This window comes from Proteus sp. HMSC14B05, assembly GCF_001808035.1.
GTDB classification, from domain to species: Bacteria; Pseudomonadota; Gammaproteobacteria; order Enterobacterales; family Enterobacteriaceae; genus Proteus; species Proteus mirabilis.
Window position 1 is genome coordinate 125,678 of record NZ_KV791979.1, and the last position, 21,243, is coordinate 146,920.

Annotated in this window: 23 protein-coding genes and 1 pseudogene; 7 read left to right on the plus strand and 17 right to left on the minus strand. The window is 37.6% G+C overall.

Annotated elements, in window-relative coordinates:
- Together HMPREF3129_RS04760 and HMPREF3129_RS04765 are read right to left on the minus strand one after the other, a co-directional pair.
- On the minus strand, positions 1-330 hold the full coding sequence (locus tag HMPREF3129_RS04760) for an AzlD domain-containing protein (RefSeq protein ID WP_004250741.1): 330 nt from the start codon (positions 328-330) through the stop codon (positions 1-3).
- Entirely contained in the window at positions 327-989 is a 663-nt protein-coding gene (locus tag HMPREF3129_RS04765) for an AzlC family ABC transporter permease (protein ID WP_012368078.1), read from the minus strand. The genes HMPREF3129_RS04760 and HMPREF3129_RS04765 overlap by 4 nt, the downstream gene beginning before the upstream one ends.
- Before the next feature lie 84 nt (positions 990-1,073).
- Between HMPREF3129_RS04765 and HMPREF3129_RS04770 the strand changes: the two genes are divergently transcribed.
- Positions 1,074-1,634 carry a helix-turn-helix domain-containing protein gene (locus HMPREF3129_RS04770; RefSeq protein WP_004250737.1) on the plus strand — a complete coding sequence of 187 codons (561 nt, stop codon included), beginning with the start codon at positions 1,074-1,076 and terminating at the stop codon, positions 1,632-1,634.
- A 62-nt stretch (positions 1,635-1,696) separates the two neighbouring features.
- Here HMPREF3129_RS04770 and HMPREF3129_RS04775 read toward each other — a convergent pair whose 3' ends face one another.
- Positions 1,697-2,554, minus strand: a complete 858-nt coding sequence (locus tag HMPREF3129_RS04775) for a D-amino-acid transaminase (protein WP_036918573.1) — start codon at positions 2,552-2,554, stop codon at positions 1,697-1,699.
- 186 nt (positions 2,555-2,740) lie between these two features.
- On the opposite strand from HMPREF3129_RS04775, the gene HMPREF3129_RS04780 reads away from it, so the two are divergent.
- The 5 genes and pseudogenes from HMPREF3129_RS04780 to HMPREF3129_RS04800 all read left to right on the plus strand — a co-directional run bounded on the left by HMPREF3129_RS04780 (position 2,741) and on the right by HMPREF3129_RS04800 (position 9,487).
- A complete protein-coding gene (locus HMPREF3129_RS04780) occupies positions 2,741-3,319 on the plus strand; it encodes an HdeD family acid-resistance protein (RefSeq protein ID WP_004243604.1) in 579 nt (192 codons plus the stop codon).
- 711 nt (positions 3,320-4,030) lie between these two features.
- The gene (locus HMPREF3129_RS04785) at positions 4,031-5,287 is read left to right on the plus strand and encodes a mechanosensitive ion channel family protein (protein WP_004243606.1); all 1,257 of its coding nucleotides are present in this window, start codon (positions 4,031-4,033) and stop codon (positions 5,285-5,287) included.
- Positions 5,288-5,640: 353 nt separating this feature from the next.
- Positions 5,641-8,079, plus strand: a complete 2,439-nt coding sequence (locus HMPREF3129_RS04790) for a DMSO/selenate family reductase complex A subunit (protein WP_012368081.1) — start codon at positions 5,641-5,643, stop codon at positions 8,077-8,079.
- Between the two features lie 11 nt (positions 8,080-8,090).
- A pseudogene (locus HMPREF3129_RS04795) lies at positions 8,091-8,707 on the plus strand (DMSO/selenate family reductase complex B subunit).
- Positions 8,708-8,710: 3 nt separating this feature from the next.
- Positions 8,711-9,487 carry a dimethyl sulfoxide reductase anchor subunit family protein gene (locus HMPREF3129_RS04800; RefSeq protein WP_070486845.1) on the plus strand — a complete coding sequence of 259 codons (777 nt, stop codon included), beginning with the start codon at positions 8,711-8,713 and terminating at the stop codon, positions 9,485-9,487.
- Positions 9,488-9,602: 115 nt separating this feature from the next.
- Here HMPREF3129_RS04800 and HMPREF3129_RS04805 read toward each other — a convergent pair whose 3' ends face one another.
- Entirely contained in the window at positions 9,603-10,145 is a 543-nt protein-coding gene (locus HMPREF3129_RS04805) for a DUF924 family protein (protein WP_004250729.1), read from the minus strand.
- A 568-nt stretch (positions 10,146-10,713) separates the two neighbouring features.
- On the opposite strand from HMPREF3129_RS04805, the gene HMPREF3129_RS04810 reads away from it, so the two are divergent.
- Positions 10,714-10,893, plus strand: a complete 180-nt coding sequence (locus HMPREF3129_RS04810) for a GhoT/OrtT family toxin (protein WP_017628013.1) — start codon at positions 10,714-10,716, stop codon at positions 10,891-10,893.
- A 155-nt stretch (positions 10,894-11,048) separates the two neighbouring features.
- Here the strand turns inward: HMPREF3129_RS04810 and HMPREF3129_RS04815 are convergent, their stop codons facing one another.
- The 13 genes from HMPREF3129_RS04815 to HMPREF3129_RS04875 all read right to left on the minus strand — a co-directional run bounded on the left by HMPREF3129_RS04815 (position 11,049) and on the right by HMPREF3129_RS04875 (position 21,233).
- Complete coding sequence (locus HMPREF3129_RS04815; protein ID WP_080749531.1) at positions 11,049-11,435, minus strand: GNAT family N-acetyltransferase; 387 nt, start codon at positions 11,433-11,435, stop codon at positions 11,049-11,051.
- Positions 11,436-11,617: 182 nt separating this feature from the next.
- Entirely contained in the window at positions 11,618-12,034 is a 417-nt protein-coding gene (locus HMPREF3129_RS04820) for a tail fiber assembly protein (RefSeq protein WP_049218810.1), read from the minus strand.
- Positions 12,035-12,056: 22 nt separating this feature from the next.
- Complete coding sequence (locus HMPREF3129_RS04825; protein ID WP_036918579.1) at positions 12,057-13,397, minus strand: hypothetical protein; 1,341 nt, start codon at positions 13,395-13,397, stop codon at positions 12,057-12,059.
- 5 nt (positions 13,398-13,402) lie between these two features.
- Positions 13,403-14,059: a DUF2612 domain-containing protein gene (locus tag HMPREF3129_RS04830; RefSeq protein WP_017628011.1), complete on the minus strand. Its 657-nt coding sequence runs from the start codon at positions 14,057-14,059 to the stop codon at positions 13,403-13,405.
- Positions 14,056-15,243, minus strand: a complete 1,188-nt coding sequence (locus tag HMPREF3129_RS04835; protein WP_036918580.1) for a baseplate J/gp47 family protein — start codon at positions 15,241-15,243, stop codon at positions 14,056-14,058. Before HMPREF3129_RS04835 ends, HMPREF3129_RS04830 begins: the two co-directional genes overlap by 4 nt.
- Entirely contained in the window at positions 15,236-15,580 is a 345-nt protein-coding gene (locus tag HMPREF3129_RS04840; RefSeq protein WP_004243617.1) for a contractile injection system sheath initiator, read from the minus strand. Before HMPREF3129_RS04840 ends, HMPREF3129_RS04835 begins: the two co-directional genes overlap by 8 nt.
- A complete protein-coding gene (locus HMPREF3129_RS04845; protein WP_036918584.1) occupies positions 15,577-16,269 on the minus strand; it encodes a Gp138 family membrane-puncturing spike protein in 693 nt (230 codons plus the stop codon). Before HMPREF3129_RS04845 ends, HMPREF3129_RS04840 begins: the two co-directional genes overlap by 4 nt.
- A gap of 2 nt (positions 16,270-16,271) precedes the next feature.
- Positions 16,272-17,084, minus strand: coding sequence for a baseplate hub protein (locus HMPREF3129_RS04850; RefSeq protein ID WP_004243622.1), 813 nt, complete (start codon positions 17,082-17,084; stop codon positions 16,272-16,274).
- Positions 17,053-17,373 (minus strand): phage baseplate plug family protein, encoded by a 321-nt coding sequence (locus HMPREF3129_RS04855; RefSeq protein ID WP_036918587.1) that lies wholly within the window; start codon positions 17,371-17,373, stop codon positions 17,053-17,055. The genes HMPREF3129_RS04850 and HMPREF3129_RS04855 overlap by 32 nt, the downstream gene beginning before the upstream one ends.
- Positions 17,374-17,385: 12 nt before the next feature.
- Complete coding sequence (locus HMPREF3129_RS04860) at positions 17,386-17,874, minus strand: phage baseplate protein (protein ID WP_070486847.1); 489 nt, start codon at positions 17,872-17,874, stop codon at positions 17,386-17,388.
- 2 nt (positions 17,875-17,876) lie between these two features.
- Positions 17,877-20,180: a phage tail family protein gene (locus tag HMPREF3129_RS04865; protein ID WP_036918590.1), complete on the minus strand. Its 2,304-nt coding sequence runs from the start codon at positions 20,178-20,180 to the stop codon at positions 17,877-17,879.
- Positions 20,181-20,262: 82 nt separating this feature from the next.
- Positions 20,263-20,721, minus strand: coding sequence for a hypothetical protein (locus HMPREF3129_RS04870; protein ID WP_004243627.1), 459 nt, complete (start codon positions 20,719-20,721; stop codon positions 20,263-20,265).
- Positions 20,722-20,780: 59 nt separating this feature from the next.
- Positions 20,781-21,233, minus strand: a complete 453-nt coding sequence (locus HMPREF3129_RS04875; protein WP_004243628.1) for a phage tail fiber protein — start codon at positions 21,231-21,233, stop codon at positions 20,781-20,783.
- Between the last annotated feature and the right edge of the window lie 10 nt (positions 21,234-21,243).

Genomic DNA, 21,243 nt, shown 5'->3' on the forward strand with positions numbered 1-21,243 from the left:
TTATCCCCACAAAGTGGCTATCCAACGTAGCATCGCGGTAATAATTGCAGCACTTAATACCACCAAAATAAAAGGTTTCTTTTTCCAGGTTAAAACGCCTGCAACACCCACACCAATAATCTTGGCAATATCAGCGAGTTGGTCACCATCAAAAAAAGTAGATGTCATTGCAACCGAAAATAAGATCACAATTGCTGAAAGTGAAAACATTTCTTTGACCCGCTCAGACATCCCCGTTTTATTATTTAATAAGATACCGGAGATGCGCATGGCATAAGTTCCTACGGCTAAAATAGCGATACCTGCGATAAGTGAAGTTGTTGAGATCATATTTTTCTCACCACAAATAAAACGCCTAACAAGGATAATAAAACCGGTATTCCCGCAGGGAGAAACAGTGTCGTTGCTAAGGCAATCACACTACCAATAATAGCGGCTTTTCGTGTTAATTTATTTTTCAATGCCGGTAAACTTAGTGCCAAAATAATCGCTGGGAACATCGCATCTAAACCAAGCATTTTTATATCAACAATAAAAGAGCCTAAATAAACACCTAACATAGTACCTAACGGCCACATCAGTAAAATGCCTAATCCACAAGCCCAAAATGCTAATCTATTTTGCTCAGCAGTCGATTGAGATAACCCAAAAACCACACTTTCATCATTTAATACATGAAAGCCTAATAGTGATTTAATCCCTTTTCCGGGTAACTCTTTCACCGCCATACTAAAAGGGATGTGCCTTGCATTGACCATTAAACCAGCGAGTGCCGCATAGATGGCGCTTCCCCCCATCGCAACCACTCCGATAAATAGAAATTCAGAAGCCCCTGCTAAAACAAAAATCGATAACGAAAGAGGTACCCAAAAATCGAAACCTTGAGTATGTGCTAAAGCACCATAAGATATTCCAACGATCCCATCCGCTAATGAAACAAGCAGAATATCTCTAAGTACGTTATTATCTAGACGACTGTTAATATGCATAAAAAACGTATTATTTATTGAACGATTTGTTCATTATGTTGAACGATGTATTTTTTTGCAAGCTGATTTTTGAAGGAAACTATGATGTCATCACCTTCGGCACCCATTGAAATTATTTCTCAATCTATTGCTAGAGAAAGAAAAAAAGCAGGTCTTTCACTTGCAGAAATCGCAAGGCGAGCGGGGATCGCAAAGTCAACGTTATCCCAATTAGAAGCGGGACAAGGTAATCCAAGTATCGAAACTTTATGGGCTATTTGCGTCGCACTCAATATTCCGTTTTCACAACTGATTTCCTCACCTAAACCAGAAGTTAAAGTGATCCGCAAAGGTGATGGGTTTAAAATTAGTGCAGAAAAGGCCTATTACCATGCCTTTTTATTGTCATCTTGCCCCAATGGCGCGAAGCGCGATATTTATACGGTTATTGCTCAACCGGGTAAAGATAGAGTGTCAGATCCTCATAGTAAAAATGTCACAGAACATATTCTTATAATTAGCGGTCGTGCCATTGTCGGTACTTTAGATAATCAACAAGAGTTATCTCCCGGTGACTATATTTGTTACCCTGGTGACGTTACTCATGTGCTACGTGCATTAGAGCCAGATACTACCGCTGTCATGATCATTGAACATCACAATTAGTGACAATGGTATTATCGCACTGATTTTTTGGATAAAGTCAAAATCAGTGCGATAAAAATTTACTATGGTTTAACACCGGCTTTCTCAAGATAAATCTCTCTTAAGCGTTGTGATAACGCCCCTACCTTACCTTGATTTATTTTTTCATTATCAATGGAGATCACCGGCCAAATTAAGGTAGTCGCTGAACTAATAAAAGCCTCTTTGGCTTGTTTCGCTTCTTCGAGTGTAAATAAACGCTCAATGATGGTGAGTTTTTGCTCTTTGGCTAACTGAATAATCGCTTGTCGCGTGATCCCCGGTAAAATATCTTGGCTTAATGGGCGAGTGATAATTTCATCTTGCTGATTAACAATAAAGAAATTGCTTGAACTTCCTTCGGTGATATAACCCTCTTTGATAAAAATAGCATCATCAGCACCTTGCTGATGCGCATGATGTTTAGCTAAACATGCAGCAAGTAATGCCACCGTTTTAATATCACAGCGTTGCCAACGAATATCCTCAACACTTACGACAGAAATTCCTTTGGTTGCATTAGGATGATTTACCACCGTTGAGTGTTGAACAAATAGCACCAATGTAGGAGCGACTGATGAAGACGGGAAATCAAAAAAACGTGATGAATCGGCGCCACGAGTGACTTGTAAATAGATAAGTCCTTCATGCAGATGGTTCTTATCTATCAATTGCCCGTGGATCTCTTTTAATTGCTCTTTGGTTAATGAAAAAGGCATTGATAATGCTTTGCACGAGCGCTGTAAACGTTGAAAATGCCCTTCAAAATCAATTAATTGTCCGTTAATAACGGCGGTAACTTCATAAACGGCATCAGCAAATAAGAAACCTCGATCAAAAACAGAGATATTAGCTTGTTCTTTAGGTACAAATTGGTTATTTAAATACACAATCTCAGACATTTTACCTCCGTGATAAATTGTATTAACCTTGATAACTTTTCACCACACTACTCTTTCACATTACTATTTCAAATGCTACTGACTTTCTAATACAAATCTTTAATGGCCTTTTTCTTTAAAGAATTCCTGTTATATAGCTAAAAATTGCTATAATTTGCGATAAGGATTACAAATTAAGAGGTTGTTATGTTAGACATTAATAAAAATAATTTATCTCAGCTAACAGAGAAACTCGTTAAAAAGCAGTGTACTTTAATGAGTATCATTGCCATGCTGGGATTACTTGCGGGTATTATCTGTATTATTAACCCTTTTTCTTCAGGGGTCGTGGTCAGTGTTTTCCTCGGTGTGGTGTTTTTTGCTTGTGCAATAACCAGCATAATGGCGGCCTTTAATAGCCGGATCTCTTCTGGTTGGTCGATGTTAATTACTTTACTTGCTGGTTTTATCTATCTATTTTTAGGTTATATTTTTATTACCGATCCTTTAAATGGCATGTTAAGCCTTGCATTTATTATCGGTTATTTATTTATCTTTGCAGGAATACTCCGCTTAGTACTCGGCTTTAAGCAAATTAAAGATAGCTTTTATGGCTGGTTTAATATTTTAGTGGGCTTTTTAGATCTTGTTTTAGCCTATTTCTTACTAGCTTTTGGCCCTGAAACTTCTATAACACTGGTGATGGCATTGATTGGTATACAACTTATTTTAAGTTCTATAACTATTCTATCAATAGCCAGTGCAATCAAGCGGATGACTCGTTAATTGCGTCTTAGTTTATAAGCTGTAGTTGAATATTAGAGCCACTTAATGTGGCTCTAACAGTAGCGGTGTATTAATTTATCCCAATTCGACAAAGCCAACCGAGACTACTTGTCAAATGCCCTTCCTTTTACTTCCTCATTTCTCTACTGCAATAGTTAGTTTAAAAAAACAATATCGCGAAAGGCGCAATAGAAAAAGTCAACTAAGCGCTATAAGCAGAAAAATAATTTTAAAACAATAAGATAGATATAAATTCAAACGTTCTTAAGCTATGGTTACCAACAAAAAATGCTTTCAATATAAAAAATAATTTAAAATTTAAAATATTTTTGTATAAAGCTATTGACTGTTATGAAAATGTGATTAGAATCAGTATCAGAAAATATTTGTGACGAGAATCACATTTTATTAATAGGATACTTAATATGAAATCAATGACTTCTTTTATTACTCATCTGCACCAAGTTGTTGTTAAATTATCTTCAACTCGTTTATTGTAATTCTTTGTATTAAAAAGAATAACTAGCGCATAAAGCCAGAAAATGCACTCTATATCGCAAGAGGCACTATCTGGCTTTTATTTTCTATCTCTTTGATTTTTTCTTATCTTACTCTTCGCGCATCTTTAGTAACAAAAATTTCACTTGTTTGAACTAAAATCCCTCTTCTTGTACCCTAGTATTAAATCACCTTTTATGATGAGGATAGTTTATGCAGCAGCAACTGCTTACATGGATACGTCAGTTTAATGAAGAGTACGCTCAAATCACTTCTCTGTTACTTGTTTTATTGATCATTTTTGTTGTTGCTCTTGTTCTCCACTTTATTTTGCACAAACTTGTGCTCCCTAAGCTTTCAAAAGCTATCAGTAAATACGATCAAAAGTGGCAACTCTCTTTTGAAATTAATAAGTTATTCAGTCGATTTGCCTTTCTTATCCAAGGTGTAGTCATTAATATCCAAGCCTTATTATGGATGGGACCCGGTAAAACACAGGAGATATTAACCACCACAGCTCAAGCATGGTGTTTACTTTTCGGTTTATTGATGATTTTCTCAATTATGGATCTCTGTTTGCAGATCATGAGAAATTCCCCTTCTTTTGGCCGATTACCCCTTAGAGGTATTTTCCAAAGTTTAAAATTAGTCGCCAGCGTGCTGATTGGTATCATGATTGTTTCATTACTGATCGGTAAATCACCGCTTATTTTATTAAGTGGTTTAGGTGCCATGACTGCGGTGTTGATGTTGGTATTTAAAGATCCAATTATGGGACTTGTTGCCGGTATTCAACTCTCCGCCAATAATATGATTAGCTTGGGTGATTGGTTAGAAATGCCTAAATATGGTGCTGATGGTGCCGTAGTGGATATTAGCCTCACCACAGTAAAAGTACGTAATTGGGATAATACCGTTACGACCATTCCTACTTATTCTTTAATTTCTGATTCGTTTAAAAACTGGCAAGCGATGACACAATCAGGTGGGCGTCGAATTAAGCGCAGTTTATCTCTTGATATCAATAGTATTTACTTTTTAGATCAAGAGAATATTGATAAATTAGAAAAGGCACAGCTTCTTGAACCTTATATAAAAAGCAAAGTAGGTGAAATCTCCAGCTATAACGCTAGCCTTTGTCATGATCATCAAATGCCACTTAATCAACGTGGTATGACGAATGTCGGTACATTTCGCGCTTACGTGGAAGCTTATCTAAAAAATCATCCGAAGATCCATAAACAGATGACCATTATGGTAAGACAGCTTGCCCCAACCTCTGAAGGGTTACCTATCGAAATTTATGCCTTTACCAATACAACCGTGTGGGTAGAGTATGAAGCTATTCAGTCCGATATTTTTGATCATATATTCGCTATTCTTCCTCAGTTTGGTTTACGAATACACCAATCACCAACAGGTAGCGATGTTAGAGCATTAAAATTCCCTACCAATATCGACACACCATAGCCCTAGCGTTCATTATTTAAAAGGGAGATTAATTCTCCCTTTTTTCTATTAAATAGATTAACAAATATTTATAATTATCGACTTTGTTATCATATTAACAATCTTGTTTTAGCCTATTTTTTTAAAATCGATATGTTATTTTTTATATATCGAATCACTGTTTCCACCTATATATTTGATATTTTATTTACCACTAAAGTGGTATTAACCGCAAAATGTAACCAATTGTTTAATAATTATTTTTTTAGATAACCTTATTAACATTTTTTATATTGATATAAATCATTATAGGTATAGGTGTAATAACTTAACATAGATATACAACTTTATTTGTTGTGAAAAATGTTAGGGTAATGTCAATGTCAAAAATTAAAAATAATGTTTCTATCACTGAAATGAGCCGGCGTGGCTTCATTCAGTCTGCAGCTGTTCTTTCTGGCGCTGCTGCTGTAGCTGGAACGGTATCATTACCTTTCTCTGCTAATGCTCAAACACCCCAGGGTATTCGTCCTGATGAGACGTCTGAAACCATCAAATACAGTGCATGCTTAGTGAACTGTGGTAGTCGTTGCCCATTAAAAGTTCATGTTAAAGATGGCGTGATCCGCCGTATTTCCAATGAAACCATGTTTGATGACTCAACCTTTGGTCTTCATCAGATCCGTCCTTGCTTACGTGGACGTTCCGTTCGTTGGAAAACTTATAATCCAGACCGTTTAAAATACCCCATGAAACGTGTCGGTAAACGTGGTGAAGGTAAATTCGAGCGTATCTCTTGGGATGAAGCGACTTCGATTATCGCTGATAAGCTAAAATATACTATCGATACCTATGGTAATGAGGCTATTTATTACCAATATGGTACTGGATCTACCGGAGCGAATTTACATGGTAGAACAGCCTGTAAACGTCTATTAAGTACAGTCGGTGGCTTCTTAAGTGACTACGGTACTTACTCTTATTCACAATTAACCGGCATCGTCCCTTATGTGTATGGTGATATGCTGGAATCTCTGTTAACAGAAATCGAAAACTCAGATTTGGTTGTGATGTTTGGTCATAATCTTGCTGAAACTCGTATGTCTGGCGGTGGTCAGTTCTATGAAACACTGAATGCGTTAGATAAGAGTAAAAGTAAAGTAATTATTATCGACCCGCGTCGTACTGATAGTGTCACAACATTAGGTGCAGAGTGGATCCCTATCTATCCGGGTACTGATGCTGCATTAGTGGCTGCGTTAGGTTATGTGATGATCCAAGAGGGTATCACTGATGAGGCATTTTTACGTGAATATTGCATCGGTTGGGATAAACAAACTCTGCCAGCCTCAGCACCTGAAAATGGCTCTTACAAAGACTATATTCTCGGTAATGGTCCTGATGGAATTGCTAAAACCCCTGAGTGGGCAAGTCAATTAACCGGAATTTCCGTTGCGCGTATTATTCAATTGGCACGTGAAATTGGTAATGCCAGAGCTGCGTGGATCTCCCAAGGCTGGGGTATTCAGCGTACCAGTAATGGTGAACAAGCTTGCCGTGCAATTATGATGTTGCCATTAATGTCTGGTCATATTGGTCGTCCTGGTACTAATACCGGATGTTGGGGCGGTAGCATTGAATACCCTGTCGCAAGTTTTGCCATACCAAATCCAGTAAAAACCCAGATCCCAACGTTTATGTGGTCTGAAGCGGTTGCTCGTGGTGAAGAATTAACCAGTAAAAATGCCGGTGTCAGAAATAAAGATAAGCTGGATACGGGCATTAAATTTATGTGGTGTTACTCCAGTAATGTGATTGGTAACCAGCATGCTGATCTCAATAAAACACATGAATTACTGCAAGATGAATCAAAATGTGAATTTATTTTAGTGTGGGATAACCACATGACACCATCAGCAAAATATGCCGATATTTTACTGCCTGATGTCACTACTGTGGAAACTAACGATCTTATCAATAACTCTTATGCTAGTGGTGCGTATCATTATATGGTGCGTTTACAAAATGCTATTGAGCCGTTATGGGAAAATCGTCCTAACTATGATGTATTGGCAGATATCGCTGAAAAATTAGGTGTTAAAGAGAAATTTACTGAAGGTAGAACCTACCAAGAGTGGATTGAGTATTGCTATAACCAAGTAAAAGCAAATAACCCCGCGCTTCCTTCTTTTGCTGAAACTAACGATATGGGGATTGTGGATAGAAAACTTCCTCCTCGTAGCGCTTATGTGGCATTAGAAGCATTTCGCCAAGATCCTATCGCCAACCCACTAAAAACAGCATCAGGTAAAATTGAAATCTATTCTGAGAAATTAATGCAAGATACTGAAGGTTGGATCTTACCAGAAGGTGATCGTATTCCTGCAATTCCAGAATATTGTAAAAATGAAGAAGGTGTTGAAAACGTTACCTTAAAAGAGAAGTTCCCACTGCAAATGACGGGCTTCCACGATAAAGGTCACGTCCACTCTACCTATTTTAACGTCGCAATGTTACGTGAAGCTATTCCTCATCAATTTTGGTTAAACCCCGTTGATGCGGCACAGCGTGGATTAAAATCTGGCGATATTGCTGAGATTTATAACGAACGTGGTCGCTTGCATATTCGTGTCAAAGTGACAGATCGTGTATTACCTGGTGTGATTGCAGTACCACAAGGTGCATGGCGTTCACTTGATACAACAGGTGTAGATACCGGTGGATGTATTAATACATTAACAAGCTGGCACCCATCGCCGTTTGCTAAAGGAAATCCACAACATACTAACCTTGTTGAAGTGAAACGTGCATAAGGAGTTAACTCATGAAGCAATATGGTTTTTATTTTGACTCCACTAAATGCACTGGCTGTAAAACCTGTCAAGTCAGTTGCAAGGACGAAAAAGATTTAGATTTAGGCCCTAAATTCCGTCGTGTTTATGAATATGGCGGTGGTAGCTGGGCAAAACAAGACGGTATCTGGACACAAAATATTTATAGTTATTATTTATCAATTTCTTGTAACCACTGCTCTAACCCTACTTGCGTGGCAGGTGCCCTACTGGCGCGATGCATAAACGTGAAGAAGACGGTTTAGTGGTTGTTAATCAAGATGTTTGTGTTGGATGCCGTTATTGTGAATTACGTTGCCCTTATGGCGCACCACAGTTTGATGAAAAGAAAAAATTGATGTCAAAATGTGATGGTTGCTATGAGCGTGTCGCCCAAGGTATGAAACCGGTCTGTGTTGAATCTTGTCCACAACGTGCACTGGATTTTGATGATATTGAAGTGATCAGAGCGAAACATGGTACAGAGTGTGGTATCGCACCAATGCCAGATCCAAGCTTAACTAACCCAAATATCGTGATAAAAGCACATAAAGATGCAAAACCTTCTGGTGATAAAACCGGCTCAGTTCAAAATGCGGCGGAGGTATAAACCATGCATGAACTTCCTCTTGTCTTTTTTACTGTTTTAGGCTCTAGCGCAGCAGGTCTGTTTCTGATCGCTTATATCAGTAAAAAGTTAGGTCAAATTGATGAACAACAACTGCGTAATGCCAATATTCTTGCTCTGATATTAATGCTTGTGGGCTTAGGTATTGGTGGATTACACGTAGGTCAGCCACTACGCTTTTTCAATATGTTATTAGGCGTAGGCCGTTCTCCAATGAGTAACGAAGCTTTTCTAAGTGGTGTATTTACTGGTTTTGCTTTTGCAACAGTGGCACTCACTATTATGAAAAAATGGCGGGGATTACGTGAAATTTGTAATCTATTTACCGTTATTTTTAGTTTAGCTTTTGTTTGGTCAATTCCGCAAGTTTACCATATTCCAACAATTGCTAACTGGAACACAGATTACACCACGTTACAGTTTTGGATGACGCTATTAATTGGCGGTGGAGTACTTGCAATGGTCAGTGGTGCAAGACGTTTAGGGGCATTGTCCTTTATTATCGGTGCCATAATTACCTTTGCCGCACGCTCCGGTTATGTCAGTTTCCTAAGCTTTAATGGCCCAGAATTGAGTGCTGAGCAATCACTGTTTTGGGGTTTCCAATTAGCAGTATTAGCATTAGGTATTGTGGTTGTCGGGTTTAGCGCATTAAAAGCGCAAACCTCAAAAGTGACCTTAGCAACTTGTGCCGCAGCGGTCGTAATTGCTGAATTATCCGGTCGCATTGCCTTTTATAACTTATGGCATATAACCATGTAATATTGGTTTTCTGTGCGATGACGCTTTATCATTATTGATTTATCATCATAAGCATAGTCATCGGCAAGAAACGAAAAACAAAATGCATATCTTTTTAGATATGCATTTTTTCTTTTTAGAATGAGGAGCCGGGTTGTTGTAAAAACGCTAACTCTTCTGCTGTGGAAGTACGCCCTAAAATTTCATTACGATGAGGATAACGACCATATTTATCGATAATCTCTTTATGGCGTAATTCATATTGATACGTGTCGTCATCATTTAATTGTGAAAACAACGCAATGGCATCTTGATGGATTTTTTGTGATTCTGAGTGCATAAATGGCATGATCAGAAATTTGCGTTTTACCGGTGTCAGGGTGAGATATTCGGGTAATCGAATGGCTTCTTGAGCAAGAATTAACGCCATATTATCTTGGGCGAAAGCCTTTGGTGTATCACGCCAAATATTACGTGAAAACTGGTCTAGAATAATAATTTCCCCTAACCGCCCTTCAATGCTCTCGCGCCAAGAGGCAAGCTCTGCACGACTTGCGCTAATACATAGCTCACCAAATCTATCCTTAATTTCTTTATCAAAAGCGCTATCCTTTTGAAACCACTGTTTTGGGGTACATTCTTCAAACCAAAAGGTTAATACGGGTTGGTAAGGAACCATAGCGATAACCACCTTATATAAATTGATAAGAAATATCATCTCTAAAGTATACTGATTTTTAACCTATGAATAGTATGAAAAAGGTTACAGGGATCGAGCTTCTTTAAAAAAACAAAAAAATAAATCCTCTTTAAAGGCAACAAGAGGATTTTAATCACGTCCTAGTTAACACTTAGCTCCTTTAAGTGTTACCCATCCATGAGCAAGTTATACTCTAAACAATGTTGTTAATGATATATGTAACTTAGTAATCAATATAATAAGGATGTTGTTACTATAACCCCCTTTGGGATCGTTAATAGAATAGATAAAAGCCTAAAAGGGATAAAGCTTAAAAAATAGTGTTAGGGTATTAAAAAGACTTACAGTAGCAAAGGCTACGGTAAAACAAGAAAAGTTGTTATAAGCTTGTTGGATGTTACTTAAGTAAAATATGCGATCAATAATGAAATAAATGCTAAAAAAACACCAATTGCTAATGACATTTGTTGAAAATTTTTTCTTCTTAGTCTGTTTCTTTAACAAAATTAGCGTACAATTACTGCAATTTTTTTACTGAAGATCGACTATGTCTGTTATTGCAACTATTGGAATAGGCTACCTAATTGGGGCTGTACTCTCTTTTATTATCACCTTCTTTTTAACCAAAGATCCCAGCTTAGCTATGCGCCTGCTGAGTGCTTTTCTTATCGCAATAACATGGCCATTGAGTTTCCCAATGGCCATTATATTTTCTATTTTTGGTTGATTAAATTAAAATAAGATGGTTGATATAGAATATTTTTATTTAATCACTTTATTGAGAGGCTCTTAAAAATTAAGAACTATTCTAAAAACTGAAATGTATTTCACTCAATATATTAGTCTTTCACTAATCTATTAGCGTGTTTCTAGCCTAAACTATCAATGATTTTTTATAAAACAAAAAATAAGCTCAGCATCACCTTCATCAAGGTTTTCAATATAGCCACTTTCAACAAAGCCTAATTGAATAAATAAATTTTGCATGGGTACATTAGATTGATTGGTTGAAGTAAACAATTTTTCTGTCGCTATTTTTTGCTGAAAATAAGTAATTAGTTTTTTGCCATAACCTTTTCCCCTATGCTCTTTAGCTATCATCACTAATTCAATAAATTGCTGACCAAAAAAATGGCGATGGGCAACACCATAACCAATAATTTCACTTTTCACCTCTAGCAGATAAACGGCCTGATTAGTTAACCATACGTCGATCTCATCAGTACGAGAAGGATTTTGTTGAGCATAGGTATCAAGCTTAACAAGTATGGATAAATGTCAGTTGCTAGCGAGGGTAATTTTCATAGTATATTTTATTAGAGTAATTTTAGATAAAATATAATAATACAATTATTAGTAATAACAATATAAACTACAATAAAATAGTATTAAATTGAATAATTAAAGCCACCAGAGAGGTAATAGGTGGCTTTCTATCTATATGACAATTATTACTCAGGCTTTGATGGCCATTCTAAATTTTCATCTTCAACATTGACTTTAGTTAGTTGATAACGATACTTTTTCCACCTTTCTAGTTTATCAATATCTTCTTTATTTATATATCCACCTTCACTTGCGTCCTTTAAAGGATCAATTATAAAAGATGCTTCATTTATTAAATAATCTCTTTTTTCTTTTTGACTAGCTATTAATTCATATTTATTCGGTTTAGTTGGGGGGGCTATATTACCATATTCCCCTGACAAACAAAGTTTATAAATTTCCCTTCCAATATTTTCATTATCATCAGGAGTTGCAAAGTAAGGTATTACTTGTTCAAAACTAGTCAATTTAACTTCACATTCAACACCTTTATCTAATGGAATAATACTATGTTGTTGTATGTTTCTAATATATTCTATCATATCAAATCCTTTTTAATTTATTTTAAGCTACTCTTACAAATAAAGTAGTTCCGCCTGATTCAGGAGGCCTAGATCCACGATTTCCGCTCGTTTTGGCTAACGCTTTCCATGAACCACTTATTGTCCCTGAGAGCAATATTGTATGGAATCTATCTTCTGTAGAAGATGTAGATACATAATAGTTTGTTATGGAGGCTCTATTAATAGAGCCTCCAGATATAATATCCCCAACATTAGCAGAATTAGTATTACCTAAGATGTAACTGCCGATCCCTCCTTCAATATTAGTATTTTTAGCTAAGTAACGAGCATCAGCTTGAGATTGAGTTAAAGCTCCTATATCTTCTGCTGTTAATTTAATATCTGTATTTAGTTGCTTTCCATTAATTTTTCGACTTGTAGGTACATAATTTCCTTTAAGTTGATATTTATTATCAGATTCAGTTTTAGTATAGGATGCATCAACTATTGCATAATTCCCCTTAGGCTGATATTTACCATCTGACTCTGATTTAGAATAACTATAACCTGTCGCTAAATAATTGCCTTTAGGTTGATATTTATTATCAGATTCCGTTTTCGTATAGGATGCACCCACTAATGCATAATTCCCTTTGGGTTGATAATTCCCTTTTGGCTGAAAAGCATCAGTAGCGGCTTTTTGGCTAATAACATGAGCCGTTGAGGTTCCGGTCGCTTGAGCAATATTACCTTTATCAAATTTCTTATTAAGCTCATTTTTTAAATTGGTATTGGTGGCATAATCTCCCGATGCTTGATAATTGCCTTTAGGTTGATATTTCCCATCAGACTCCGCTTTGGTATAACTATCGCCTTTATTCGCATAATTTCCCGCAGGAGCATAATTGCCTTTGGGTTGATATTTAGTATCAGATTCCGCTTTTGCATAGCTATAACCTTCCGCTTGATATTTACCCACCGGCTGAAAACGCTTATCAGCCTCAGCTTTGTTATAAGCACCCACTTCATTCGCGGTGATATCAGCTTTTAGCTCAGCCCATGCATTACCGGCAATAGGCTCAATATTATTATTCTCAATTTTAGACTGCCATACCTTATTGTTATGATAAACCACACTACGAATAGCATAGGGTTTGCCCGCTTCTGACCATTTAGCAAAACCTTGTAATTGCATTTCACCAATAGACTCGGTGATATCGTGAAATAGGCTGTTCATTTTTTCACGTTCAATATCTTTTGCCGCCGGATCAGTGACTTGGTCACGCTCATAATCATAACCGTAACCTTGAGTATAAGATACTGAGCCATCTGTTTGGATCTCTACAGGCACAACTGTTTTATCCCCTTGCGTGGCAAAGGGGATTTTAAATATTTTAGTCATAGGATTTATTCTCCGAAATTACTCTTTAAGAAATTTTTACGATATGAACCATAACCAAATGCTTTTTTAGTTATGATGCGATATTTGACGCCTACGCCAGAAGGACGTGGCATTAAATCGAAGTTTTCTAATAATAAACGTAAGCGTTCATCGGGATTAAAATTAAAAACGTAATACATATACGTCATATCAAAGGGATCAAGTACAAATACTTTACTTTCACCCCGCCAGAAAAAACGTTTTAAAAATTGATTAATATTGGTGACCGTCGGACTTTGGGTGAGATTGAAATAACGCATTCTTATCAACATTCTTTTTTGATCTAACGTCAGTGATAAGGTGTAATCGGTATTGCGTCGAAAATTTGCGTTAAAATTAGCTTTCTTTTTACCAAAGCCAAAACCTATTTTTGTTTTCTCACTTGGGGAAATATCAATGCCTAAAGGCACATCTAAAATACGCCCCCAAACCGCTAAACCAAAGTCGTTGGCGGTATCAATATTAAATATATCGCGATACCAATTTTGCCAAAATAACACGGTGGATTGGTGAAAATAATCTGCCTTAAAATGAGCCAGTGATTTTAATTTATCGGCATTTTCATATTGCCAAAGTATCGCTTGTAGAAGATCGGAATGATAATCAAACTGTTGAATATTCATATCATCACCACTTGTATCGCCCCTTTAGGTAAGCGGGCAATTTGATTAATGGCAATGGGAATTAATGCTACATGCCAATTTTTTCCATCTGTTGATAACTCCACTTTTGTGACAAATAAATGTGGCTCCACAGCATTGACGGCAGCGGAAATCTCAAAAGGAGAGACATCTCGCCCTACCACCAGCCCATTATCCCCCTCTATCTCTCCATGACTCCATTTTTCTAGTGCATCAGGAATAATGGTTTGTGCATCAAAAGGGGATTTTTTAACGGTAACTTTGCAAAAAATCGTCACTTCTTTTGGTCGTGAAAATTTAACCGGATATTCTTGACCACTTGCTGGCTCTAAGAGATTTATTTCAATATCACCATTAAACGCCGCACCTATTGTTTTCGTTCTTAATAAAACATTGGCAATTTCATGGCTGTCTCCCCCTTCAACACAGACATAAATGCTATGTGGCAATAAGGAAATACCATCGATAGTTAATGTTTTATCAGTGAAGTTTTCTCGAAAAGAGAGAGAGTTAACCCCTGCTAATTCATAGAGGGACGATGTAATTGCTTGGGCAACACTGATGGTATTTTTAGCGAGAGTCTGTTTACGCCGACGCCTGGCTTTAATATCAGATTCTGCATAACGGCCAATAATAGCGTGCGTGGTATTATTGACTTTTTCCCAGCCTAATACCGAACTTGCCACTTTATTTAATTGCCCAATACCACAAGTGATAGGCCCGTACTCTTTAGCGCGCATATCCCCAGTTATTTTTCCAGTGTCTGCGATAATAAGAGAGGTTAATGTTTCAAATACTGCGCCATTTATCGTTAGGGCTTGTGAACCTTTAGGGATAATGGTGCCGGGCACTCCCATAAATTCCACATTACTTAAATAGGAGTGTGTGGCATTAATACGCTCTCCTCCCATTAACGCCCATATTGCATCAAGAAAAATACCCCCAGCAATATCGGGATTAATTTGATTAGCAAGTTCGGCATTATTACGCACAATGGCATCGCGATTTTCAATTTCCATTGTTGCCAAAACCCCTTGGGGCGTTTCTGGCGATAAATTGATTGATTGCCCAAAGACAGTGCGAAATTCGTCTTCTACCTCCTTTCGTAGCGCTGCCGTATCAGGAACAATAACGCCTTTATTATTAATATATCGATAATCAGCCATGTAATGTAAATCCTCCATATATTGTGCGTATATCCGCCTGATATTTCAGTACGCCATTATCTAAAAAGGCATTAAAATGGCTGATAGCCACAACTTCCTCGATTTCAGCCAGACGTTGTCGAAAGGCCATTTCAAATAAAGGAATATCAACTTGACGGCTAAATGTTGCTGACCAATAAGGAATACCTTTATCTTTTTTATGCAACATCTCTCCACGAACCGCTTTAATAAAATGCTGACAAAGGTTTTTTACTGCTTCATCGTTATCACAAATTTGCAGATCACCTTTAGCATCAATCACCAGATCATTATGCTGGTTTATAGCAAATGTCCTCATATTGGACTCCCTGTGTTATCTTTGCCTGCTTGTACGCCACTATGGCGATGGGTTGAACCGATATCTTTCCCGTTGTGACGCATCACGCCCCCTTGAGAATCACTATTTCCATTTACCGCATAATTACCATTCACTGTGACATTGCCGGTAAATATCGTTTCTCGGGCATTGATTTCATACTTGGGGGTTTCTAGTACAACTTTATCGTTATGAAGAGAAAAGCAGACAGAACCATCCATTGACTGAATAACCAAAGCATCAATATTTTTTCCGTCGATCACCCAACCTTTTAAGGTGTCAGGAAAAAACATCGCATCACTAAAGGTATGTAATCGGGTGGTATTAGGTCTATCCTCTAGACCACCGCGTTGAAAAATAAGGCTAATATCACGATCATTAGCTTTTAACCAACCAAAATCTCCCGCTTTAATCGGTGCTCTAATAAAAAAACCTCCGCCACCAAAGCGAAATACGGGAATATTTGCAACGGGTGCTCGTGAAATAGTTTGTTTATCCGTGGTTAACATCATCACCAGTGGTTTGATCACGGCTCGATTGCTTTTTTCATCATAATCAATGACTGTTGCGGGCAACATATCATCCGTATTCATCATCAAATGGCGAAATGCGGACGAGAAAGCCCCTGCCAGTGAACCAACACTCGCAATATCGTTATTGGGTTTACTCATAATTAAGCTCGTTTACAAATTGCGGTATAGTTGAAATCAGCCTCATGTGAGGCAACACTAAACGCCAATTGCTCAATGATGTAATCACCATTTAATGAAGGGTTTAATTTACTCTCAAGGCGAAGCATTCCACCAAGCTCAGAGGTGCTATCAATTAAGTAACTTACGGTTAACCCACTTTCTGTCGCTTTGGGAATGCCAATCATGCCTGAATTCATATTTAAAATACGCAAACGGCTTTTTAGTGCTTTGTCGTCATCTTTTACAAATAACGTATCATCATCAATAAAGGCTTTAACGTCCCCAGCTTCCTGTAAACGTTCTATTTGATGCAATGCTGAGCCACAATAATACCAATTAGCAATATTCTTATCGGTAGCTTGAAAATCTAGTTTCACCCCACAATCATCAGCAATAGCCAAGGCTATTTCACTCAGCCTGCGCATTGTGCCGCCACTGGAAGAAATAATTTTTCCCGCGCTTTGATGACTGGTTTTTGCCGATAAAGTTAACGTCACATCAGGAGGTGAATCTATTTCAGCACTGACAATATCGCCAATAAATAAAGAGAGTAATCCGGTATTAACTCGGCCGACCTCCAAATAGAGTCGTCGCGTTTGCTTATTGTTATTATAGGGACTGGTTTCTGTCAGCAGATAATCTCTTGTTTGTGCATTTAGCCCTGAGATAGTGACATTACATTCATTTTGTAATGGATTGGCATACTTTGTTCCACTGGCTGAAATACGTAATCCCTCATACCATTGAAGCCGTTCTCCGACTTCAATTCCGAGCCTTATTCGTCGAAGATCCATCTTCCTCACTCCAATACACTAATGATTGCGTCTTGGTAAATTCCTCATACCAAGGTAATGCATCATGCTCTGTTAAAAACATTAAATTAATTCCCTGATTTAAATAGCGATAAGGAATTATCGGTGTATTAGCAACAAGGCGCATTCCTGTAATAAGTATTTCGCCTTCTCGCTCGATATCACAAAACATGGTTTGATTAGCCACTTTAAGCTTTAATTGCCAATTCACACCGGCTATTGCTACAGAAAATCGTTGATTAGGAATGGCTTGTAATGGTATTTCTTGCATTTTTTCTACCTCCTAGCCCTCTTTTTTTCCTATTGGCATGGATTTTTTACTTTTCACATTTCCTCGATTAATCGTTGAGGATTGCTTAGGTTTTTTAGTCGATTTAGCTGATTTTTTATTGTATTCAGGCTCAATGCTTTTCCATTCAATAAACTTGAGTTTTAACTCAATAGCGTCTACTTTTGACGGATCTTCATCATGGCTAAGACTTTCTAATAGCATTGGTTGATAGGTACTAACACGTGTTTGAATACCCACTAACGTATTTTCGTCATATAACTGTCTTATAGTGGCATAAGCATTGGCAATATCGCCCGTTAACAATAAGCTGATACTGATACTGATAGGGTTGATCACCACATGGTCACTGCGGCTTTCCCCATTTTCTACCGTAAATGTAATCGCTTGGTGGCTATCGTCTATGGTGACTTGAGTTGGGTTAACACTATCAAACAATGTGGTAAAAGAGGCTAAATCAAAAATTCTAACTTCCGTTATCATAATTACACCCTCCAGCCACTAGAGTGATTCTGCGATATATTTTTAGCTTCTTGCTCTGTATAAGATTTCTTGATTTCTTTAACCACCTCCGCACCATTTGTGGCTTGAGTTTCAATTTTGATTTCACCAATTTGCACATTACTTTCGTTTTTAATGCTTGATTGATTACTGATCATTTGACTGGTCATCGGGTTTAAACTGTTATTTGACGATATTGCTAATCCGTTATTTAACGATTTAACCTCCTGCATAGGACTATAATATCGTGTCGCTGTTTGAGATTGTGGCAAGATATAGTCAAGCTCCCCCTCATTTGTTAATCGCCGCTCTACCTTTTGCACCACACGAATTTCTTTTTCTTCGTCGTCCATACCGAAAAAGCTTTTGGCTGATTGCCATATATCTTGTATTAGGTTGATTTTTTCATCGACAAAATCCAATATCTTTTCAACACAGCCCCACATCCATTCAAATAGGCTCACCACTGAATCAGAAACAAAAATAAAGATATCAATAATGGATTGCCCCCAAGCAATAAGATTATTAATCCCTATTTCTAGAGTCTGTATAAATTGATTAAATGAGTTAGATATTAGATCCCATGCAGCAATAACAAAATCAGCAACAACAGTGACAGCCTCTTTTAAATATTCAAAGAATGATTGCCATGCCTGCCATATCGTCATGATCACACTTTTTAATACTGGGTATTTTTCTAATATACGGCCGATCATGGAATCGTTACCGTTAATAAAATTCATAATATCGTCATAGACGAGTTTAAAGGCGACACCTAATAAACCAATCACCGTTGCAATAGCAATAATAGGTAATGCCATGGCAAGTGTCGATGCGGCAGCAGAGATCATGACGGGTAAATAATAAATAGCAACAGCGGCGCCGATGGCGGAGAAAAAGCTAATCACAATATCTTTATTTTTCACACAAAAATCGACTAATTTATCAAACCATTCCATACCTTTTGCCAGCGTAGGAATAATCATATCTAAAAAGTTATTTTTGAATTGTGCCGCTAATTGACTAAATTTATGTATTGTGGCATTGAGTTGGATCGCACTTTCAATACTGTCGTCGTTGATACCTGAGAATTGTTTTTGTACCCCCATCGTACGCTCTAGCTCTTGACGACCTTTCATCATTAATTCGATGGTTTTATCATCAACAACACCTAATTTTTCCAGCTCTTTTTGGGCATCATCAAAACTCATATTTTTAACGTTATCAGCGACCTGTAAAAGCTGCTCTATGGGATCTTGCGTATCGTCAAACGCAGTTGCCATAGCGGCTAAATCCGCTTGAGCAGCTTCTTTCGTGCCACCAATTGCAGCCATCGCACCTGAAAAAGCGTCAATATCAATCGCCGCAACCCCCATTTTTTTACTGAGTTTATCTAATGATTCGATTTCTTGAGAACGTTCAAGTGACGCAGAAAATACCTTTTGTAACGTCCCCATAATATCCGTTGCACCTATGGCGTTTAGGATAAAATCTTTCATTTTATCGACGGTTTGCTGATAACTTTTCCCGGTTTCATCAACACTACTGCTTAATCGACGTTGAGCTTGAGCTTCTTCTATTGCCGCTTTAATACCTTGGGTTTGCATGGTGCTGATAAATTGATCGTAATCGGCACCTAGATTTTTAATCACCTCATCAATAACTAATTTATTTTCTTTATTTTTCTTTTCTGCCTCAGTTAATAAAGTTAATTCATTATTTAATGAAGCAAGCTGATCTTCCATTGCCTGATATTCAGCATTTAAATTCGCAAGATGACTTGCATCACTATCCACATCATTGCTAAGCAAATTTCTCGTGTAATTTAATACTGACATCGCATTTTTTAGAGCGTCAATGCTTGACGTAATTGAATGGATCTTCTCTTGTGTTTCACCACTATTTATTTCAATATTTATGGGCTCATCAAGCGATAAACTCGTCAGCCCCGTTAAGATATTTTGCAAAAAAGTATCAAATTCTTGAGTACTACTAAGTGCCGTTTTAACGATTTGTTGTATCGAATTTTCAACAGTTTCAGAGGCTTGAATAATTTCTTGGTTGTCCACCGAAAGGTTTATTTCAGGCTCCAGTGATAATTCGTTAAAACTGGCGGCTATTTCTTGAACAAAGGCAAAAAAGCGACTAATACCTGCTGATGCGCCCTGCTCTATTTTCTTCATTTCCTCAAGAATTTCGTTGGTCGATTTCCTGATATTATTTAATGCGTTATCAGATACCTCCGCGTCTAACGTCAGTACCTGACTAAATACGGGTAATAGCGACATTATCTCTCCTTGGACGCCGCTAGCGCCTCGTTATAACGATTGGTAATCGCAATTTCCCACAGATCAAAAGCTTCCTCTAAATCTATGGTTGTTTTGAGTTCTGTGAAAGAGGCGAAGCCGGCTGAGATGATGACGGCAAAGAAGCCATCAGCGTTTTTATAATCGACGGGAGAGAACCGCTGAGCTTGCCTAATAGGTATTGAAGGAAATTTTGGCTCCCGCCGTTGCCGAAAAAACTGGTGTTGTACTTTAACATTTCTAATTCAAGACGAATTAACGCTTCCCCATCAGGGACGTGATTATCAATTAATGTACTGGTTTTTAAATAAATTTCTTGGCCTTCTTTTTCTACAGCAACATACGCCATCATCTTTAACATGGCCTCTTTACTGACTTCATAATCACCGATTTTAGGGGCATTTGATAATGGGTATTTAGCCAAGATCTCTCGTCCAATTGTGGCGGGTAACCGGCTAATAATAAAGGTATGCTGTTGACGATCACTATCAATCACCGTGATCTCTTTTGGTTTAATCAACATATAAAAACTCCATAAAAAAAGGCGACCGAAGTCGCCATGATAAAAAGTAAGATTAATAATTAACGCGCTCTAACACGGTCAAAATCTTGGAAAATAAAAGTGTACTGCTTAGATTTAAGACGCCCTACCCCTGCGACTGAATTACCTCGGCAACCGCCAGTAATACGTCCATTACGTGCCGTGGTAATAGAGCCATCTCCATAAGAAGCGACTAAAGTAATCACATCACTGGCAGGACGTCGTCCCCGTCTTGCTGTATTAGCATCAAACAAAATAGCTAGATTTTCGTCTTCTTCACTTCCCGCTAACACATTAATGGTGACCGTTTGAGGTGTTGGTGAAGACCAACTGACCAAATTACCATTAATATCTACCGCTGTTTGTGTAATATTAACTGTCGGTAAATCTAAAGGATCACCTTCATCAGAAAAGGTGGTGATCGGAATACCCGCTGGAAATGTTTTACTTGCTTGAATAATAAGGCTTAAGCCTGTTGCTGAAATATCGTTCATTGTTTGTTCC

Coding starts and splice junctions, on each gene's coding strand:
- HMPREF3129_RS04760 (WP_004250741.1), bottom strand. CDS start 330: ATGATCTCAACAACTTCACTTATCGCAGGTATCGCTATTTTAGCCGTA.
- HMPREF3129_RS04765 (WP_012368078.1), bottom strand. CDS start 989: ATGCATATTAACAGTCGTCTAGATAATAACGTACTTAGAGATATTCTG.
- HMPREF3129_RS04770 (WP_004250737.1), top strand. CDS start 1,074: ATGTCATCACCTTCGGCACCCATTGAAATTATTTCTCAATCTATTGCT.
- HMPREF3129_RS04775 (WP_036918573.1), bottom strand. CDS start 2,554: ATGTCTGAGATTGTGTATTTAAATAACCAATTTGTACCTAAAGAACAA.
- HMPREF3129_RS04780 (WP_004243604.1), top strand. CDS start 2,741: ATGTTAGACATTAATAAAAATAATTTATCTCAGCTAACAGAGAAACTC.
- HMPREF3129_RS04785 (WP_004243606.1), top strand. CDS start 4,031: ATGCAGCAGCAACTGCTTACATGGATACGTCAGTTTAATGAAGAGTAC.
- HMPREF3129_RS04790 (WP_012368081.1), top strand. CDS start 5,641: ATGTCAATGTCAAAAATTAAAAATAATGTTTCTATCACTGAAATGAGC.
- HMPREF3129_RS04800 (WP_070486845.1), top strand. CDS start 8,711: ATGCATGAACTTCCTCTTGTCTTTTTTACTGTTTTAGGCTCTAGCGCA.
- HMPREF3129_RS04805 (WP_004250729.1), bottom strand. CDS start 10,145: ATGGTTCCTTACCAACCCGTATTAACCTTTTGGTTTGAAGAATGTACC.
- HMPREF3129_RS04810 (WP_017628013.1), top strand. CDS start 10,714: ATGTCTGTTATTGCAACTATTGGAATAGGCTACCTAATTGGGGCTGTA.
- HMPREF3129_RS04820 (WP_049218810.1), bottom strand. CDS start 12,034: ATGATAGAATATATTAGAAACATACAACAACATAGTATTATTCCATTA.
- HMPREF3129_RS04825 (WP_036918579.1), bottom strand. CDS start 13,397: ATGACTAAAATATTTAAAATCCCCTTTGCCACGCAAGGGGATAAAACA.
- HMPREF3129_RS04830 (WP_017628011.1), bottom strand. CDS start 14,059: ATGAATATTCAACAGTTTGATTATCATTCCGATCTTCTACAAGCGATA.
- HMPREF3129_RS04835 (WP_036918580.1), bottom strand. CDS start 15,243: ATGGCTGATTATCGATATATTAATAATAAAGGCGTTATTGTTCCTGAT.
- HMPREF3129_RS04840 (WP_004243617.1), bottom strand. CDS start 15,580: ATGAGGACATTTGCTATAAACCAGCATAATGATCTGGTGATTGATGCT.
- HMPREF3129_RS04845 (WP_036918584.1), bottom strand. CDS start 16,269: ATGAGTAAACCCAATAACGATATTGCGAGTGTTGGTTCACTGGCAGGG.
- HMPREF3129_RS04850 (WP_004243622.1), bottom strand. CDS start 17,084: ATGGATCTTCGACGAATAAGGCTCGGAATTGAAGTCGGAGAACGGCTT.
- HMPREF3129_RS04855 (WP_036918587.1), bottom strand. CDS start 17,373: ATGCAAGAAATACCATTACAAGCCATTCCTAATCAACGATTTTCTGTA.
- HMPREF3129_RS04860 (WP_070486847.1), bottom strand. CDS start 17,874: ATGATAACGGAAGTTAGAATTTTTGATTTAGCCTCTTTTACCACATTG.
- HMPREF3129_RS04865 (WP_036918590.1), bottom strand. CDS start 20,180: ATGTCGCTATTACCCGTATTTAGTCAGGTACTGACGTTAGACGCGGAG.
- HMPREF3129_RS04870 (WP_004243627.1), bottom strand. CDS start 20,721: ATGTTGATTAAACCAAAAGAGATCACGGTGATTGATAGTGATCGTCAA.
- HMPREF3129_RS04875 (WP_004243628.1), bottom strand. CDS start 21,233: ATGAACGATATTTCAGCAACAGGCTTAAGCCTTATTATTCAAGCAAGT.